General features: G+C 50.4%; 11 protein-coding genes and 1 tRNA gene. 2 read left to right on the top strand and 10 right to left on the bottom strand.

Annotated elements, in window-relative coordinates; genetic code table 11:
- Nucleotides 1-55 precede the first annotated feature (55 nt).
- The 8 genes from O6P33_RS09690 to O6P33_RS09725 all read right to left on the bottom strand — a co-directional run bounded on the left by O6P33_RS09690 (nucleotide 56) and on the right by O6P33_RS09725 (nucleotide 12,187).
- Nucleotides 56-1,477, bottom strand: coding sequence for an efflux transporter outer membrane subunit (locus O6P33_RS09690; RefSeq protein ID WP_269817578.1), 1,422 nt, complete (start codon nucleotides 1,475-1,477; stop codon nucleotides 56-58).
- Entirely contained in the window at nucleotides 1,461-4,556 is a 3,096-nt protein-coding gene (locus O6P33_RS09695; protein WP_269817579.1) for an efflux RND transporter permease subunit, read from the bottom strand. Before O6P33_RS09695 ends, O6P33_RS09690 begins: the two co-directional genes overlap by 17 nt.
- Nucleotides 4,553-7,624 carry an MdtB/MuxB family multidrug efflux RND transporter permease subunit gene (locus O6P33_RS09700; protein ID WP_269817580.1) on the bottom strand — a complete coding sequence of 1,024 codons (3,072 nt, stop codon included), beginning with the start codon at nucleotides 7,622-7,624 and terminating at the stop codon, nucleotides 4,553-4,555. Before O6P33_RS09700 ends, O6P33_RS09695 begins: the two co-directional genes overlap by 4 nt.
- Nucleotides 7,621-8,889, bottom strand: coding sequence for an efflux RND transporter periplasmic adaptor subunit (locus O6P33_RS09705; protein ID WP_269817581.1), 1,269 nt, complete (start codon nucleotides 8,887-8,889; stop codon nucleotides 7,621-7,623). The genes O6P33_RS09700 and O6P33_RS09705 overlap by 4 nt, the downstream gene beginning before the upstream one ends.
- A 236-nt stretch (nucleotides 8,890-9,125) precedes the next feature.
- Nucleotides 9,126-9,626 (bottom strand): thiol peroxidase, encoded by a 501-nt coding sequence (gene tpx / locus O6P33_RS09710; protein WP_269817582.1) that lies wholly within the window; start codon nucleotides 9,624-9,626, stop codon nucleotides 9,126-9,128.
- Nucleotides 9,627-9,807: 181 nt separating this feature from the next.
- Nucleotides 9,808-10,389: a DJ-1/PfpI family protein gene (locus O6P33_RS09715; RefSeq protein ID WP_269817583.1), complete on the bottom strand. Its 582-nt coding sequence runs from the start codon at nucleotides 10,387-10,389 to the stop codon at nucleotides 9,808-9,810.
- A gap of 173 nt (nucleotides 10,390-10,562) precedes the next feature.
- Nucleotides 10,563-10,639: transfer RNA gene (locus O6P33_RS09720), tRNA-Met, on the bottom strand.
- A 75-nt stretch (nucleotides 10,640-10,714) separates the two neighbouring features.
- Complete coding sequence (locus O6P33_RS09725; RefSeq protein ID WP_269817584.1) at nucleotides 10,715-12,187, bottom strand: carbon starvation protein A; 1,473 nt, start codon at nucleotides 12,185-12,187, stop codon at nucleotides 10,715-10,717.
- 381 nt (nucleotides 12,188-12,568) lie between these two features.
- Here O6P33_RS09725 and O6P33_RS09730 point away from each other — a divergent pair, with 381 nt between their 5' ends.
- Both O6P33_RS09730 and O6P33_RS09735 read left to right on the top strand, forming a co-directional pair.
- A complete protein-coding gene (locus O6P33_RS09730) occupies nucleotides 12,569-14,152 on the top strand; it encodes a response regulator (protein ID WP_269817585.1) in 1,584 nt (527 codons plus the stop codon).
- Nucleotides 14,146-14,847: a sensor histidine kinase gene (locus O6P33_RS09735; protein WP_269817586.1), complete on the top strand. Its 702-nt coding sequence runs from the start codon at nucleotides 14,146-14,148 to the stop codon at nucleotides 14,845-14,847. The genes O6P33_RS09730 and O6P33_RS09735 overlap by 7 nt, the downstream gene beginning before the upstream one ends.
- A 225-nt stretch (nucleotides 14,848-15,072) precedes the next feature.
- Here O6P33_RS09735 and O6P33_RS09740 read toward each other — a convergent pair whose 3' ends face one another.
- Nucleotides 15,073-15,789, bottom strand: coding sequence for a M48 family metallopeptidase (locus O6P33_RS09740; protein ID WP_269817587.1), 717 nt, complete (start codon nucleotides 15,787-15,789; stop codon nucleotides 15,073-15,075).
- A gap of 1 nt (nucleotide 15,790) precedes the next feature.
- Nucleotides 15,791-18,889, bottom strand: a complete 3,099-nt coding sequence (locus tag O6P33_RS09745) for a type I restriction endonuclease subunit R (protein ID WP_269817588.1) — start codon at nucleotides 18,887-18,889, stop codon at nucleotides 15,791-15,793.
- Between the last annotated feature and the right edge of the window lie 27 nt (nucleotides 18,890-18,916).

An 18,916-nucleotide genomic window follows, 5' to 3' on the forward strand; every position in this document is an offset into this window, starting at 1 on the left:
GCATGCTGTCGATTGAACGGCGGCGTTACCATGCCCATAACAGCGCCTGAAGTACTTATTCGCTTTCGTTGTCACTGCTCTGCTGAGCAAGAGTATCCTTTATGTGCCAACCACCACCCAGGGCGCTGATCAACTGCACACTGGCGGTCAATTGGGTACCAAGTAAGCTCAGCAGCGCACGTTCGCTATTGAGGGCTGCAGTTTGGGCGCTGCTGACTGACAAATAATCCACCATGCCAGCGGCGTATTGGTTTTCAGTTAAACGCAATGCGTCTTGTGCTGCAACCAAGGCTTCGCGCTGCACTTCAATCTCTTGCGCTAACACATTGAGCTGCACCAAGGCATCTTCCACCTCGCCAATGGCCTGCAAGGTGGTTTGCCGGTAACGCGCCACCTGCTGGTCATAACGCGCTTCCGCTTGCTCCACTTTCGAGCGACGCAAACCCGCATCAAACAAAGTCATGGCAAACTGTGGACCGATCGACCAAAAGCGGTTAGGCATACTGATCCAATCGGCCAAATTACTGCCGCGATAGCCGCCACTGGCACTCAAAGTTAAATCAGGAAAATAGGCGGTCTGCGCCACACCAATTTCCGCATTGGCGGCCATCACCCGACGCTCTGCCGCAGCAATATCTGGGCGCCGCTCTAATAAGGATGAGGCGACGACCAGAGGAAGCTCAGGCAATGCCGGCAAGCTCGTAACGGCAGCCACCTGCACGGCATTGGGCGTGCTGCCCACCAATAAGGCAATCGCATGTTCATAACGGGCGCGCTGCCAGTCCAAATCAATGCGTTGCGCTTGAGCATTGCGCAACTGCGTAAGCGCCTGACTGACATCAGCACGGGTAACCATTCCAGCTCGATAACGGTTCTCTGTGGTGCGCAACGAGCGTTCATAGGCGCTAATAGTGGCGTCATACAAACGCTTTTGCTCATCAATCACGCGCAACTGCAGATAGTTTTGCACCAGTTCAGCTTGCTGACTTAAACGCACCCCCGCCCACTCAGCCGCACTGGCCTGAGCATTGGCTTCACTGGCTTCAACCTGGCGCCGCACTTGCCCCCAAATATCCAACTGCCAGCTTAGACCCAACGCCACCTCGTTACTTTTACTGACACCCGCATCATCACCTCGACGCGTAGTGCCCACTTGCCCAGTGGCACTGGGATACAGTGCTGACCGCGTACCGCTCACTAAAGCGCGGGCCTCACGCCACGCTGCTTCTGCCGCACGCAGGTTTTGGTTTGATGCCTCTAACTGCTTGAGCAAATCAGCCAAGGTGGCATCTTGATACAGCGCCCACCAGGCCACGGACGCATCCAAATCAGCCGGCTGCGCTACTTTCCAGCCTGGGGTGTGGCGAAACTCCAATGCTAAAGGGGCTGCTGGACGCTGATAATCAGGGCCCAACGCACAACCACTTAAGAGCACGCCAGCTAGGGCAAACAGACTGAGCTTAACTATCGGTTTCATGGGCTACTTCCACTTCTACTGGCGGCTTTTTGCGCCGTACGCGCGCGCTTAAACGATCAAAAAACAAATACACAGCCGGTGTGCTGTATAGCGTTAACAGCTGGCTCAAGAGCAAACCACCGACAATGGCCAAGCCGAGCGGCTGGCGCGTTTCTGAGCCTTCCGCGCTGCTCAATAATAACGGCACAGCACCGAGAATCGCTGCCATGGTGGTCATCATAATCGGACGAAAACGCTGGGCACAGGCGTGTTTAATCGCTTGCTCAGCAGTCATTTTCATCTCGCGCTGTAACTGTAAGGCCAGATCAATCATTAAAATGGCATTCTTTTTCACCACACCAATCAGCAAGAACAACCCCAGCAGTGAAATCAAACTGAACTCACCACCGGTCAGCTGAATCGCCAATAACGCCCCAACACCGGCCGAGGGTAAGGTGGAAAGAATCGTCAGTGGGTGAATATAGCTTTCATATAAAATACCCAACACCAAATACACAATGGCAATTGACGCCAACAACATTAAGCCTTGCGCGCCTTGGCTTTGCTGGAAAACACCGGCAGTACCGCCTAAGCGCCCTTGCACCTCATTGGGCAAATTAATCTTCGCCATGGCCTGTTCAATGGCCTGGCTGGCTTGCTCTAAACTCACCCCAGGCGCTAAGGAGAAACCAATGCTTTCCACCGCAAATTGACCATCATGCTGCACTCGGTCTTGCTGCAAGCTCGATTCCCAGCGAGTAAAGGCCGATAACGGAATACGTTCGCCATTGGCGCCAATCACCTGCATTTGCTCCAGCACTTGCGGCGAACCAACAAATTTGGGGTCAATTTCCAGCACCACACTGTACTGGTTCAGGCTTTCATAAATGGTGGATACCTGACGCTGACTAAAGGCGTTATTGAGCAGTGAAGTGACCATCGCCATATCCACCCCCAGCCGCGCGGCAGTGGCGCGATCCACTTCCAGGGTCACTTGCTGTGCACCACGGCCCTCTTTACTGTCAATATCCACCAGCTCCGGCAAGGCTTTTAAGGCATCACGCACCCGTGGTTGCCAAATGCGCAAATCTTCCAAGTCGCTGGCCAGCAACATATATTCATTATCGGTGCTGCCACCTTCACGACGGCCGACGTTGAGGTCTTGCTCTGGCATGAGAAACAGCCGCGAACCCGCTACCGGCGGAATCTGCCCACGTAAACGGTTGACAATCGCCTGTGCTGAATCTTTCCGCTCGGCAATGGGTTTGAGGCGCACAATTAGAAAGGCATTGCTGCCGCCGCCAATAAATCCGGCTACGGTTTGCACGTCTTTATCTTGCAATAAAGCCTGGCGGTAGACTTCCATTTTCGGCTGCATGGTGTGGTAGGACAAACCATCATCGCTGCGGATAAAGCCCATCAACTGCCCGGTATCCTGCTGCGGCATAAAGGTTTTTGGCACGGCAATAAACAGCCACACATTCACTCCGATAGTCAGCAGCAAACCCAAGAGCATCCAGCGTTGATAATTTAGCGTCCAAGCCAGTGAACGCTGATAACCGGCCGCAACCCACAAACCAAAACGCTGGATAGCATTGGGCGGCTTATCTTCAGCAACAGTATTGGCGCGTAACCAGCGCGCAGACAACATCGGCGTCAAGGTTAAAGACACCACTAACGAAATCAAAATCGCGACCGTTAAGGTAATCGAGAACTCGCGAAATAAGCGCTCAATCAAGCCGCCCATAAACAAGATTGAAACAAACACCACCACCAACGACAGATTCATCGACAGCAAGGTAAAACCCACTTCACGTGAACCGTCAATGGCCGCTTGCAGCGGTTTCTTGCCGTTATTGATATGCCGAGCAATGTTTTCCAAGACCACAATGGCGTCATCCACCACCAACCCTGTGGCAATAATCAATGCCATCAGTGACAGGTTATTCAAGGAGAAATCCAGCATATACATGGCGGCAAAGCTACCAATCAGCGACACCGGCACCGCCAATGCGGGAATCACCGCGGCACGCCAGTGGCCTAAAAACAGCATCACCACGCCAATCACCAAAGCCGTAGCGATCAGCAACGAACGCTGCGCTTCATGCAAGGTAGCGCGAATCACTGACGAGCGATCCATTGCCACTTCCAGCTTAGCACTGGCTGGCAATACCGCTTGCAAAGCCGGCAGCTCCGCCTGAATGGCTTCAATGGTGGCAATAATATTGGCGCTGGCTTGACGGTTGATCACTAACAGCACTGCATCTTCATCGTTGAAAAAACCACTGTTATAGCGGTTTTCCACGCTATCACTGACTGTGGCCACATCACGCAAACGCAAGGCTGCACCATCGTAATAACGGATGATCAACGGCGCATACTCCTCAGCTTTGTGCAGTTGATCATTGCCCTGAATTTGCCAGTGGCGATTACCCTGCTCCAGCTGACCTTTAGGTTTTTGCTGATTGGCATTGGCGATGGTCTGGCGTACATCATCTAAAGCAATGCCGTATTGCTCTAAGCGGCGCGGCTCCAACTCCACCCGCACTGCAGGTAAAGAGCTGCCGCCAATTTGCACATCGCCCACGCCCTGCACTTGCATCAGCTTTTGCGCCACGATGCTGTCGGCCAAGTCGTACATCTGGCTTTTTTCCAGCACCTCACTGGTTAAAGCCAAGACCATAATTGGCGCTTGAGTGGGGTTCACTTTGCGATAAGTGGGCATGCTGCGCATACCGCTGGGCAGCATCTCATGGGCTGCGTTAATCGCGGCCTGCACTTCGCGCGCAGCTGCATTTATATCATGGCCCAAATCAAACTGGATCATAATTCGCGTAGAGCCTTGCCCACTGCGACTGCTCATCTGACTGATACCGGCAATGCTACCTAGCGAACGCTCCAAGGGCGTGGCTACTGTAGCTGCCATCACTTGCGGACTGGCACCGGGCAAGTTAGCTTGCACGGTAATCATTGGGAAATCCATGTCCGGCAGCGGTGCCACTGGCAGCAAGCGGTAACCTAAAATCCCCAGCAAAATAATTGCCAAACTCAGCAGCATGGTGGCCACTGGGCGCTGAATAAAAGGTGCCGACAGATTCACGACTCAACGCCCAGCTTAAAACGCGCTTTAGTGCGTGCACTGAGGCGATCGAAGAACAAGTAGATGACTGGCGTGGTGAACAACGTCAGCACTTGGCTCAGCAGTAAACCACCGACCATCACCAAACCGAGCGGCTGACGTAACTCTGCCCCTGAGCCGCTGGCAAACATCAACGGCAAAGCCGCAAACAGCGCCGCCAAGGTGGTCATCAGAATTGGCCGGAAACGCAACAGTGCTGCTTGATAAATCGCCTCTTGCGGACTAAGTCCCTGATGGCGTTCGGCATCCAAAGCAAAGTCGATCATCATAATGGCGTTTTTCTTCACAATACCGATCAGCAAAATAATCCCGATAATGGCAATGAGGCTTAAATCATTACCGGTGATAAACAGCGCCAGCAAAGCGCCAATCGCCGCCGAAGGTAAGGTTGAAAGAATCGTCAGCGGGTGGATATAGCTTTCATAGAGCACGCCAAGCACCAAGTACATGGTGATAACCGCTGCCAGAATTAGCAGCAAGGTGCTGGACAACGACGCTCTAAAGGCTGCAGCCGCACCTTGGAAGTTGCTTTGAATGGAGGCTGGCATGGCTAAATCCAGCTCGGTTTGTTCAATCAGCTCCACCGCTTCACCCAGCGATACGCCTTCGGCCAGATTAAAGGACACCGTTACCGCCGGAAATTGACCAATGTGATTGAGCAACAAGGCTGCTGATTTTTCTTCCACTTTAACCAAGCTGGCCAAGCGTATCGCCTGCCCATCAGCGCCACGCACGTGCACATCATGCAAAGCGGCCATGGCGTCATCGGGATTACTGATACTTTCTAACACCACACGGTATTGGCTGGTCTGGGTAAAGATGGTCGAGATCTGGCGCTGGCCAAAGGCGTCGTACAATGCATCAGTTAAAGAGGCGATGCTGATGCCCAAACGCCCGGCTAAATCACGGTCGATATTCAAGTAGTACTGCAAACCATTGGCCTGTAAATCGCTGGCCACATCACGCAGTTGCGGCAAACTTTGCAGTTTCGCCACCAGTTTGGGCACCCAAGTCTGCAACTCTTGCTCATCGGCTGACTCAAGGCTGAACTGAAACTGAGTACGACTGACGCGATCTTCAATACTCAGATCCTGCACCGGCTGCATAAACAGCTGAATGCCCAGCACCTTATCCAGCTCTGGGCGCAGGCGATTAATCACCTCGGCGGCCGACACATCACGCTGGGCAAAAGGCTTCAAGTTAATCAGCATACGGCCAGTATTGAGGGTGGGATTATCGCCATCCACACCAATTTGCGAAGACACACTCTGCACTGCCGGATCTTCTAATAACACTGCACTTAAGCGCTGCTGCCGCTCACTCATCGCGGCAAAGGAAATGCTTTGCGGTGCTTCGGAAATGCCTTGAATCACACCAGTGTCTTGCTCAGGGAAAAAGCCTTTTGGCACCCACATCCACAGCAAGGCAGTGAGTACAAAAGTGCCCACGGCAAACCACAGCGTCAGCAGCTGATGCTGTAATACCCAGCGCAAACCCTTGGCGTAATAATCAATGGTGCGGCTGAGCCAGTCGTCTTTTTCTTCTTTTTCACCACCGCGCAATAAACGCGCGCACATCATCGGTGTTAAAGTCAGCGAAATCACCAGCGAAATTAAAATCGCCACCGCCAAGGTAATGGCAAACTCGCGAAATAAACGCCCGACCACATCCGCCATAAATAACAGTGGAATCAATACCGCAATCAACGAGAAAGTTAACGAGAGCAAGGTAAAGCTGATTTGCTTTGCGCCCTTGAGCGCCGCATTCATCGGCGTTTCGCCCAGTTCAATATGCCGCGCAATGTTTTCCAACATGACAATGGCGTCATCGACGACAAAGCCGGTGGCAATGGTTAACGCCATCAGGGTGAGGTTATTTAACGAAAAGCCAAATAAGTACATCACCGCAAAGGTGCCGATCAGCGACAAAGGCACCACAATCGATGGGATCAAAGTGGCCGTCATACGTTTTAAGAATAAAAACGTCACCAACACCACTAAAGCCACCGCTAGCATCAACTCAAACTGCACATCGCTGACTGCCGCGCGAATGGTTTGTGTGCGATCGGTGAGCACACTGACTTCCAGACTGGCCGGTAAAGTGGCAATAATACTGGGCAGCAATGCTTCAATATTTTCTACCACTTCAATCACGTTGGCACCGGGTTGGCGCTGGATATTTAACAAGACCGCTTGATTGAGATCGGCCCAAGCCGCTAAACGGTTGTTTTCTGCACCCTCAATAATCTCAGCAACGTCGGTGAGTTTCAGCACGCGCCCATCGTTATGGGCAATAATCAGTTCAGCGTAATCCTCTGCCGAGCGCAGCTGATCATTGGCATCCAATTGAGTGATGCGTGACGGTCCATCAATACTGCCCTTAGGCTGATTGACGTTGGCACTGGTAATCATGCTGCGCACATCAGCCAAAGTTAAACCCGCTGCGGCTAAGGCTTGCGGATTGGCACGAATCCGCACTGCTGGACGCTGACCGCCACCGACACTGACTAAACCCACCCCGCCAATCTGCGCAATTTTTTGCGCCATGCGGGTATCGACCAAGTCATTGACCTGTGGCAGCGGCACACTCTTAGAGGTAATGGCCAGCGTCAGCACCGGGCTATCAGCCGGATTAACTTTGTTATACACCGGTGGCGCGGGCAAATCCCGTGGTAACAAATTGCTCGCGGCATTAATCGCCGCCTGCACCTCTTGCTCAGCCACATCCAGTTCAATGTCTAAACTAAAGCGCAGGCTGATCACCGAAGCGCCGCCAGAGCTGGTGGATGACATCTGATCTAAACCGGGCATTTGGCCAAATTGACGCTCAAGCGGCGCTGTGACCGCGCTGTTCATCACTTGCGGGCTGGCACCAGGGTACAAAGTCAGCACACGAATAGTGGGATAATCCACCTGCGGTAACGCCGCTACAGGCAATAATCGATAGGCCAAAGCGCCGGCTAAAAAAATCGCCAGCATCAACAGCGTGGTGGCAACCGGCCGCTGAATAAAAACCCGTGAGACGTTCATTGTGCTGGCTTCTGTTGAGGCTGCTTGCCTGCGCCTCGGCTGTTTTGCTCAGTCTCCGTCACTGGCGGCACAGCCAACTCAGCAGACACAGCCGGCTCGCTACCAGCAGGTGCAACCCGCTCCACTTTACTGCCACTGCGCAAGCGATCAACACCTTCCACCACCACCCAGTCACCGGCCGCCAAGCCTGAGCGCAACATGCTGGACGTGCCATCACTGGTGATAATCTCAATCGGTTGAATCACCACAGTGTCGTCATCTTGAACCTGCCACACAAAACGACCATTGGTGCCAAATTGAATGGCATCGGCCGGTAATAATAGGGCTGCATCGTGCACAGTGACCTGTAAATGCACATTAACAAATTGGTTAGGGAATAAAACCTGCTCAGGATTAGCAAAGCGCGCCTTCAAGCGCACACTGCCAGTGGTGACATCGACTTGGTTATCAATACTGTCGAGTACGCCTTCGGCCAACAACTCAGTTTCATCACGGTTCCACGCTTGCACTTGCAGTGGCTGCTCTTGCCGATAGGCCTGTAACACCGCCTGTAGCTCATGTTCAGGAATCGTAAAACTAACGGCAATGGGATCGTCTTGGGTAATAGTGACCAACTCTGTGGACGCTGCTGACACATAATTGCCAGCATCCACCGCGCGCAAACCTAAACGGCCTGAAATCGGTGCAGTAATCTGTGTGTGCTCAACATCTAAACGAGCGGCATCGCGCTGCGCCTCACGTACTTTTAACGTGCCCTTATATTGCGCAACCATGGCTTGTTGCTGCTCAAGGGTTTGTCTGGCCACCGAGTCTTCTTTATAGAGGCCTTGATAGCGCTTGAGGTCTAACTCAGCACTGGCCAACTGCGCACGGGTTTCTTGCAAAGCCCCTTCGGCCTGTAATAACGCCGCTTGAAAATTACGCGGATCAATTTGCGCCAGCAAAGTGCCTTGCTCAACAAACTGCCCTTCGTCAAACAGCACTTTATCTAATTCGCCACTGACTTGACTGGTGACACTCACGGCATTCCACGGCGTTACCGTACCCAAAGCACGCAACTGCACAGCAAAACGATCCAGGCGCACTTGTTGAGCATTGACCGGCACTGCACCCATAAAACTGCCGCCCATTCGCGGGCCTTGCGCAGTGGATTCAGCAGCGCTTTGCCACCACCAAATACCAGCACCAGCTAAACACACCGCCAGTACGGCAATCACCAGCTTTTTTGAGGATTTTTTCGTGGTACGGGTCGATAAATCAGGCATATCAATTATTCACAGTCCTTGGGAGCTTGAAAGATAGCAGCCTTAACCCCGTTTGGCAGTGCATTTACGCTCAATTTACTTTGCTGACACAGCGGTAAGCGCACAGCACAGCTTTTGCTTGATACTGGCTCAGCGACTGCTAGATGGACACATATATTTTTATTACGGTATTAGCGCTGGCAACACTAAGGGTTAGGCTGCGCTGCGGTATCAAACAATACCGCAGCGCATTCGGCTTAGCTCAGAACGGCTAATGCGCTTTCATAGTCTGGTTCATCACCAATTTCAGCGACCAACTGGCTGTACAGCACTTTATCGTTTTCATCTAAAACGATGACTGCACGGGCCGCTAGGCCAGCTAATGGACCCTCAGCAATATCAACGCCATACACTTGAAAAAAGTCTGGATCACGCATGGTTGACAGCATCAACACGCGCTCTAGGCCTTCAGCACCGCAAAAACGCGCTTGCGCAAAAGGCAAGTCAGCAGAAATACACAGCACACGCGTATTCTTTAAGTTGGCAGCTTGCTCATTAAATTTACGCACAGAGATTGCACAGGTTGGCGTATCAATACTTGGGAAAATATTTATAACTTTACGAAAACCACTGAGGCTCGATAAAGTCACTTCATCCAGCGTCTTATTCACAAGACTAAAGCTCGGAGCTTGCTCGCCTTGTTGTGGGAAATGGCCATCAATGCGTACCGGTGTACCTTTAAAAGTTACAGTCGTCATATATATTTCCTTCCATTGTTTAAGACACGAATCAGTTATTTCTAACAACAGGGTAATTCTACGTGGAGTTAGCTCATGTTGCGACAAATGCTTAATGCCACTGCGCGAGACAAACTACGGCCTGCAAGCAGTACCCTAGACTCAACACACAACAGTGGACGCCGCATAACCAAAGCAGAACTTAAAGAGTGATTTTAGTACCCAAAAGCATTAAGAACCCTGCCAGCCAAGTTGGATGTGCTGGCCAAGCTGGCGCAGTGACCAAGTTACCTTCAAGGTGCGCACCAGTAACGTCCAGTTCAACGTAATGCCCACCCGCCATTTCCACATCAGGACCACAAGCCGGATAAGCAGCACACTCGCGATCATCCAAGATGCCTGCTGCTGCCAGCAACTGTGGGCCGTGGCATACCGCAGCAATGGGTTTATTGGCCTGATCAAAGGCTTGGATTAATTCAAGCACAGTGGCGTTTAAGCGCAGATACTCAGGCGAGCGGCCACCGGGTACAACCAGACCTTGGTAATCCTCTGCTTTCACATCATCAAAATCAAAATTGAGCACAAAATTATGCCCCGGCTTTTCGCTGTAGGTTTGATCGCCTTCAAAATCATGAATAGCCGTGCGCACAAACTCACCGGCTTTTTTCCCAGGGCACACGGCATGCACAGTATGGCCGACCATTTGCAACGCCTGAAAAGGCACCATGACTTCGTAATCTTCTACGTAATCACCCACTAACATCAAAATCTTTTTCGCAGCCATGAGCTACTCCTAAATACAATGTGAATAACGCACTAGATTACAGGTTTATTATGTTGCTTAGGTGACACTAGCAAATATACTGCAAAACCTTGCAGGATTTACTCGACATTGGCCTACTCGCCGAATTTTAGGCAAAAAAAGGGGCTAGCATTTCTGCTAACCCCTAATAAATATGGTGGCTACACCGGGACTTGAACCTGGGACATCAGCATTATGAATGCTGCGCTCTAACCAACTGAGCTATGTAGCCAACTGGCGCGCATTATTCGCGCATTCGGCCTGTGTGTCAAGCGCTTTATAACAAAACAGGCCAAATTCTCCTTAATTAAGCTTTAGCGACCGCAATTACGGTTCTTTTATGGTTCTGGATGATTAAACCAATCAGGCCCACAATCGCAACCACAACGCCAATCCATTTGCTGTATTCCATCGGTAAATTCAAACCAATACTCGCTGTAGCGATATAGCTCACACTGATCGCCGTACCAATTACCGCAGGGATACTGACAATCCAGTGGAAGGTACCGCGATCAAATAAGTACTTGGTTGCGAGCCACAACACACTGGTCGACAGTAACATATTCGAGAAAGCGAAATAGCGCCAGATCAGCGAGAAGTCGAGGAATGTCATCAAGTAGCCCACGCCCAGCAATGGCAGAGCCAAAGCCAATCTGTGCAGGGTTGTTTGCGAAATATTAAACGCATCCATAATGGTTAAGCGCAGTGAACGGAACGCTGTATCACCCGAGGTAATCGGGAAAATCGCAACCGCTAGAATAGCCATCACGCCACCAATCACACCTAGATAGGACGTCGCAATGTGATTCACTACCAGTCCTGGGCCACCCAGATCCAACATAGCTTTTAAGCCCACATAACCTTCTGGGAATGCTGCAATACCGGCTAAAGCCCAAACGCATGCCACTAAGCCTTCACATACCATCGAGCCATAGAAGACTGGACGGGCATATTTTTCATTGGTTAAACAACGGGCAATCATCGGGGACTGCGTGGAGTGGAAACCACTGATAGCACCACAAGTAATGGTGACAAATAACAACGGCCAGACTGGCAACCCATCGGGGTTTGGCTCTAACAATCCATGGTCATGACTGTCGTGAAAGTAAGAGAAAATATCGTTTACTTCGGCCAAGTGCGGCGCATTAAATAACAGAGCCACAGCAATCGACACTGTCATCACAATCATCAACAAACCAAACAACGGATACAGTCTGGTGATGATTTTATCAATCGGCAACAAAGTGGCAAAGAAGTAATAACCCAGGATCACTAAGACCCAAAAGGTATTACCGGCCAAGAAAGTGCCTTCAAAAAACGACAAATTACTCAGCAAGCCCGCTGGGCTCATGATGAAAACCACACCCACAAAAAACAACAACATGCAGGTAAAGAGCAGCATAAAGCCCTTAAAGACGATGTTGTAATAGTTACCGGCAATTTCCGGCAAACTTTTACCATCTTCTTTTAAGCTCATCACCCCAGAAAAATAGTCATGCACTGCACCGCCAAGCACGTTACCAATGACGATCCAGACCAGGGCAATGGGCCCATATAAAGCCCCCAAGATAGGACCAAAAATAGGGCCAACACCGGCAATATTCAAAAACTGAATTAAAAAAGCCCGTGCCGGACTAATCGGCACATAGTCAACGCCATCACTTAAGCGCTCTTGTGGGGTTATTGCCGTGGGGTCTATGCCCGCTTGTTTTTCAACAAAGGGGCTATAGACAACATAGCCAAGTATTAGCAAGGTAATACTGATAAAGAAAATAAGCATGCTGTGCTCTCCGGATCATCTGAGGGGTTAACCAAGTAAATACGCTCTACTTAAGTTACAGCATAATCCTAAACGCAGCAGCGTTGGCCAGGGTATATACCATTGACTAGTACCCAAGGCCTTAAAAACTACAAATAAGCGTTTTATCTTGAAATCCGCTGCGCCACGCACTGTTTAATCCGTACTTGCAGCTCTTTAACGTACCACTGCACCCAGTCCAGACATTGCTAAAACAGCAAGCCCTGTTGCTGGCTAATGGCAGGCTTTGCCAGTGAGTGGTTTTATCGCACTAAAATGGCTGCAGCCACGTGCGTGCGCAGACAATAAGCATTAGACTTCAGCAATACTTAATGACTATGTATTTATTAAGAGGCGTTTAACATGATCCACTTCAGCAAGAAACGCTTTCTAGTTGTTGATGACTTTTCCGAGTTCCGCAGCTCCATTCGAGGCATTTTGCGTTTACTCGCAGTGCAACATATAGATACCGCCGCCAATGGCAACGAGGTCTTAGAGCTGTGCCGCCGTAATCGTTACGATGTGATTTTGCATGACTACAACCTTGGCGAAGGCCTCAATGGGCAACAGGTGCTGGAACAGCTGCACGCTGAGCAACTGCTCTCGCCTCACTGTATTTTTATTATGGTCACCGCCGAGAATACTCAAGCCATGGTGTTGGCTGCACTGGAATGCGAACCCGATGATTACCTGACCAAACCCTTCAACAAAGTGACCTTGCAAACTCGGTTAGAACGCCTAATCCGCCGCAAACAGGTGTTAGCCCCCGTTCTTAACGCTCAAGAAGCCGGTGACCAACTGGCAGTCCTACAAGCCTGCCAAGCCATCGAAGAAAAAGAACCGCGCCACGCCGCCCTGTGTTTGCGTCATATGGCCACAGCTTTAGAAGAGTTAGGCCGCTATCAAGAACTGGAACAATTGCTGGAAAAGCAAGCGCGCAGTCGCCCCACCGGCTGGAACTTACAAGCCCTGGCACGGTTATGGCTACGTCAGGGCCGCCTTGATCAAGTCACCCGCCTGCTTAGCGCAGCTGTGCGGCAGTTTCCCATGATGCCGGAACTGCGTGATATGCAGGCTGAATTGGCCGCTCTGCAAAACGACTTACCCGCAACCTTAGACGCCCTGCAAGAAGCAGTCACCCTATCCCCCAATACCTTGCGCCGCCAAATTAAGCTGGCCAGCCAAGCGTGGCTCAATGATGACATAAGTAAAGCCCAACATGCTCTGCGCCAGTGCTGGGAAGTGGGTCGCCACTCAGTCATTTTTGATCCAGAACTGCTGTGGCAGCTCGCCTCTATCCTGGCTCGCGTCACCACCGCCAACAAGCTGCCCGACGAAGCGCAGCAATGGTTAGCTATTATAGAAAAGAACTACCGACAAGCATTGGAGATTCAGCCTGCCGCCGCTTTATTGCGCAGCGAAGAACAGCGGCGCAAACAAACCAGTCCCGCCGATCTAACCGCATTGCTGAGCGCTCTTGAAGAAAACCAGCACAGCTATGCGGCCATCACCTTAATCCAAATGGGTGACTGGCTGACTCTCTTAGGAGCGCAAGCCGCGGCGCAAGCATTATGGCAGTTTTGTGCCCAACGCCATGCCGGCACTGCTGGCGTACTGGAACAAATCAGCAACCGCCTGCCCAGTCTTGATCTGCAGCCCTTACAGCAAGCGGTCAGTCTCAGCCGTCAAGCAGCAGCACTGCATTACCAAGAGCAACGTGATGAAGCACAAGCGTTGTTCAGCCAAGCTCTGCAACAAGCCCCGCAGCTCATTGAGCTCAATATCGCGGCTGCACGTTTATATCAAGAACAGCTTTTACAACAGCAAAGCGGTGCCGATCAGCGTTTAGATGAATGCCTACAGCGCATTGTTAAACTTTCTAAAATTGCACCCGATTCTGTTGACTTTATGCGCATGCAATCTTCTTTGGAGCTAAGTCCATGGTAAAACAAATCGATTTTTCCACGCTAATGGCATCAACCGTACACGACATGAAAAACGTCATTGCTGCGGTCAGCCAAGCCTATGAAAGTTTATTAGCGGAGATGCCCGAAGCTCTACAGCGCTCACCACAAGCCCGCTTAATCGAACAAGAAGCCTTGCGCTTAGACGCCATGCTGATGCAACTACTCGGCCTGTATAAACTTGAACACGGCCAATTGTCATTGCAGTCGGTGTATTACAGTGTCGAAGAACTGTTTGAAGACTTGCACAACCGCCACCGCGAGGTTCTCGAGTACCGCAATATTGACCTGCAAATTGAACTGGATGATCCAGACTTAGAAGCCTACTTGGATGTCAGTTTGATGGGCACAGTGCTCGATAACGCCCTCGGCAACGCACTCAACTTCTGCAAAAAAACCATCCGTTTAGCCGCGCAACGGGACGGCGACGGAGTTTTACTAAGCATCTGTGATGACGGCCCAGGCTACCCAGAGAGCCTGCTCGGCGCAGTACGCAGCAGTCAGTCCAGCGGCATTGATCGCGACAGTGGCAGTACCGGCCTTGGCTTGTATTTCGCCGCAAACATCGTCGCCATGCACGACCAAGAAAGCCGCCCTGCGCGCCTAGAGCTCAACAATGACGGCCCACTCTCCGGTGCTTGCATGAAAATTTGGATTGGCTTACCTAGCCTGTTTTAATAATACTGCAGCGAGCCATGCGCAGAAGCCAAACTCGCTGCAGTGTGACCCCATGGGCGCAATCGGCAGGATTAGATTGGAGCTGATGAAAGAGTCAACGTGAGTGACTTCACTCTATGCTCAAGACACGCCAAGCATAGGCGCAACCTGTTTGTGCTTGGCTTTGGCTGTCACTGCAGTGCTGTTTGCTCGCACATGAACTACTCTAGCTATAGCTTTATAAGTTCAAATATTCTGCACCTTAAGATCATCCAAAGGCAGTCGATTGAGTAACTCACGCCGCTCAGGCCAGTCCGGTAGAAACCGATCCATATAGGCCATGAAACGGTCGTTGTGCTTGCGTTCCAGCAGGTGAACAAGCTCATGCACCAGTACATATTCAAGGCATGCATAAGGCTTTTTCGCCAGTTCAAGATTAAGCCAAAGGCGGCGGGCTTCGATATTGCAACTGCCCCACTTGGTTTTCATCTGTTTAATGCGCCAGTCGTTCAGTACCAATTCCATACGTGGCAACCATTTTTCTAGCAGCTTAGGCACTTCAGTAATTAACTGCTGACGATAAAAGCCCTGCAGCACCTTGGCTTTATTGGCTGCACTGGTGCGTGGCCGCACCCAAAGCTGTAAGTAATTATCCTTACCGCGGCGTACCTGATGAGCGCCACTGTGCTCCATCACTTCCAAACGATAAGCCTTACCCCATAGATAATGACACTCACCGGAGACCCACTGGCGTTCGCTCTGCCGTGCTTGTTGCTGAAAGGCTTGCTGCTGTTTTTTAACCCAAGGCATTCGCGCAATAAAGGCTAGGCGTATTGCTGTCTCAGTAAAACTATGGGGCGCAACCACTTGTACCAAGCCATCCGGCGGCAAAACATTGATGCGCATGTGCTTAATTGGCTTGCGCAGCAGTTCAAACTCAATGCTACCAATCTGCTGCTGCATCTTACTTATAGCCTGGCTGAGCTTTGACCAACTCCATTAAGGCCGCAATATCAACACCATAGCCACCCACTTCTTCACTCAGTGCATTGGCAACTTCTTTTTCCTTGAAACGATCACCCACCCAATCGGCTTTTTTGGTGTAGCGAATAACGGTATCAATCTTATTGGCTAAGACTTCATCCTTGCCAAAGTTGTCATAGAGTGCCCGCTTAGCTGCAGTGTCTAACGACTCAGGATAATTGCTGTGCCCCTGATGCGGATTCACCACCTTAATTGCCAGCGCCTGTATTTCCTTCAAGTAGGTTTGATAGTCAATCGCTTGCTGGCGGCGCTTTTTAATCAGCTCATCAAGTAACACCGACATGCTGTCGTAGTACTCAGGGTTGAGCGGATTGTTTTCCACTAAGGTACGGCGTAGGTTATTTTCAATACCTTCGTTCATGGTATTGGAATGATTACGCTCACCTTCCGGCACGGCTTTAATTAAGTCGTCACCTTGACTGATAATCAGCTCTAATAAACCCAGCTCTTTAAAGTCCACCAACACTTCGCTGTCGTCCGCGCGAATATACATATCAATCAGCTGACGCATGGCGGGCTCAAAGCGTTTCATATCCACTTCGTCGCCGCTGTACTGCTTAACCAATGTGCGCACGTTTTCGTAGTGCTCAATCTCTGTACGAATTTTCTCTTGTTCAGCAGCACTGTAGCCCGCTTGCTGCATTTCATTGGCCAGGTTGGCATAGGCGCGTAACAACTTAGCAAAGGCCTTATAAAAGGCTAAACGCAGCGGTTCTTTCTCAAATAACTCTGCTGAGTTTTCACCGGACACACCGCAAAAGTAATGCTGATAATCCTCAAGGGCACGGGGTGCTTTGACCGGCTCACACAACGCCCGAACTGCCTCTAAACTGTTATCTAGATCGTCCTTAGCCTGCGCCAAGCGATCCTTAAGCAAGCCTTTAACGTCTTCTTCGTCATAGCCATCAAAGGCCCCTTCGGTATAGCTTTTAATGGCCTTATCAAGGGATTTAAACAAGTCTTTGTAATCAACAATATAACCGTACTCTTTGTCGTCACCGTCAAGACGGTTCACACGACAGATGGCTTGGAATAAGTTGTGATCCGCCATGTGCTTGTCGATATATAAATAAGTGGCCGAGGGCGCATCAAAACCCGTCAGTAACTTATCCACCACAATCAGCAGGCGCATTTGCCCCGGCTCTTCGATAAACAGTTTCTTCACCGCTATTTCAAACTCTTCCACGCGGGCTGCGGCTTTATCTTCTGGCTGCTCAAAAAAATCAGCCAGCATTTTGCGGTAGGTGGCGTATTTAAATAAGGCCTCGGTTTGCCCCTCTCCCGACTCTTCACCTTTGATGCTGGCGGCTGTGGGCTGATAACTGGTGACAATCGCCACCTTGCCCGCTAAATCAGTTTTGCTGAACAACTCATAGGTCGTACAGGCTTGGTAAACACTGGAACAGACCAGGATGGCATTACCGCGACCATCTTTTAAGCGCGGCTTTTTCTTCATATCCAGCCAGATATCCATGACGATTTGCTCAAGTCTGGATTTACTGGATAGCACTTTACGCAAGGTACCCCAGCGCTGTTTCAGCTGGTCTTTAGCGGTTTTAGTTAAACCATCGGTGTTGATATCAAACCATTCATCCACCTTTTCCGGCGAGGTGAGATGCTGATCAATATCGCGCGCCTCATAGCGCAAATCCAAGACCACACCATCGGCCACGGCCTCATCAAATTTATAGGTATGGATATAACTGCCAAAAATCTCGATGGACTTTTGCTTATCTTTTTTCATTAAAGGTGTACCGGTAAAACCGATAAACATCGCTTCCGGCACTAAGACCTTCATGGCCTCATGCAACTTACCCGACTGAGTACGGTGGCACTCATCCACAAAAACAAACAAATTACCCTTGGCCTTAAAGTCTTTAGGAATGGCGCCGGTGATTTGCTCAATAAAGGCGTCTGTGGCTTCTTCTGACTCTGGCGTATCATCATCGCCTTGGCGACCAAACTTATGCACCAAGGTACAAATAAGGCTTTGTGTGTGCTGATTCAGCGTATCCAGCAAATCAGCACCGCTTTTGGTGCGATAAATACTTTCCCCGACGCCGTTAAATACCTTTTCAATCTGCTCATCCAACTCAGTACGGTCGGTGACAATTAACACCCGAGCATTTTTATTTTCCCGCAGCCACTTGGCCAGCCACACCATGGTTAGGCTTTTACCCGAACCTTGGGTGTGCCAAATAATCCCACCTTCACGCTGAGCAATACGCTGCTTAGCCGCTTCAATACCGAAAAACTGATTGTGCCGACAGGTCTTTTTAGTGCCCGCATCAAACACAATAAAATCATGGATAATGTGTAAAAAACGCTGTTTGTTGCAGATCAGACTTAAATGCAAATCCAGCGAATTAGCATAAGGGTTGCTGACACCCTCTTCCTTCCACTGCAAAAAGTACTTTTCTGGGGTTTTAATGGTGCCATAGCGCAAACCCTGATTGTCATTACCGGCCATCACCAACTGCATGGTGGTAAAGAAATTACGAATAAAAGTTTTTTTCTGATTGTCTAAGTTCTGGCGAATACCTTCGCTGACCGAAACCGTTGAGCGCTTCAGCTCCAGCACGCCCAAGGCAATGCCGTTAACATAGAGCACCACATCGGGACGTTTGTTATTTTCGCCGTGAATACTGACTTCTTCAGCCACTGCAAAATGGTTGTTTTCCGGATTTTTCCAGTCGATCAACCAGATGGTTTGGTTTTGTTGACCCGCCCCTTCCGACTCTTTAATGCCATAGCGCAGTAAGTTGTAGACCGCTTGATTGGCTTGATAGAGGGCTTTGCCATCACCTAAAGCAGCGGCCATATCCAGCTGACGCAGTGCTTTAGTAATTAAAGTATCGCTGTAACCCTGCTTTTTTAACCAAGCAGAAAGCAACTCGGCATTGATATTTTTATTGGCCTGATCATGCAGATTGCCCAAGTACTCATAACCTAGGTCTTTGCGAAAAAGCTGAATGACGCGCTCTTGGGTGATGCGTTCAAGTTGGTTGATTTTGCTCATGGTTCCCCTACCCCTAGTACTACCTAC

The organism is Denitrificimonas caeni (assembly GCF_027498055.1).
In the GTDB taxonomy this organism is placed as follows: Bacteria; Pseudomonadota; Gammaproteobacteria; order Pseudomonadales; family Pseudomonadaceae; genus Denitrificimonas.